At 63.9% G+C, this 230-nt stretch carries 1 protein-coding gene; it reads left to right on the forward strand.

Annotated elements, in window-relative coordinates; all coding sequences use genetic code 11:
• Positions 1–230, forward strand: a 230-nt coding sequence (locus tag ACP7H9_RS14345) for a GNAT family N-acetyltransferase (RefSeq protein WP_439222954.1), incomplete at both ends; no start/stop codon positions are given.

Raw genomic sequence — 230 nt, forward strand, 5'->3', positions numbered from 1 at the left:
CCGAGGTCGAGATCGTCAGGCTCGGTGTTGCCGACGTTCCGGCGATGATGGCGTTGACCGAACTGACCAAGCCCGGACCGTTCAGCGCAAGGACGCATGAGCTCGGCAACTTCTTCGGCATCCGCGTCGGCGGCGAGTTGGTCGCCATGACGGGCGAACGGATGAAGCCGGGAAACTATACCGAGATGACGGCCGTTTGCGTGCATCCGGACCATCGCGGCCGCGGCTAT

This window comes from Idiomarina sp. ST20R2A10 (genome assembly GCF_051842345.1).
GTDB classification, from domain to species: Bacteria; Pseudomonadota; Gammaproteobacteria; order Enterobacterales; family Alteromonadaceae; genus Idiomarina; species Idiomarina loihiensis.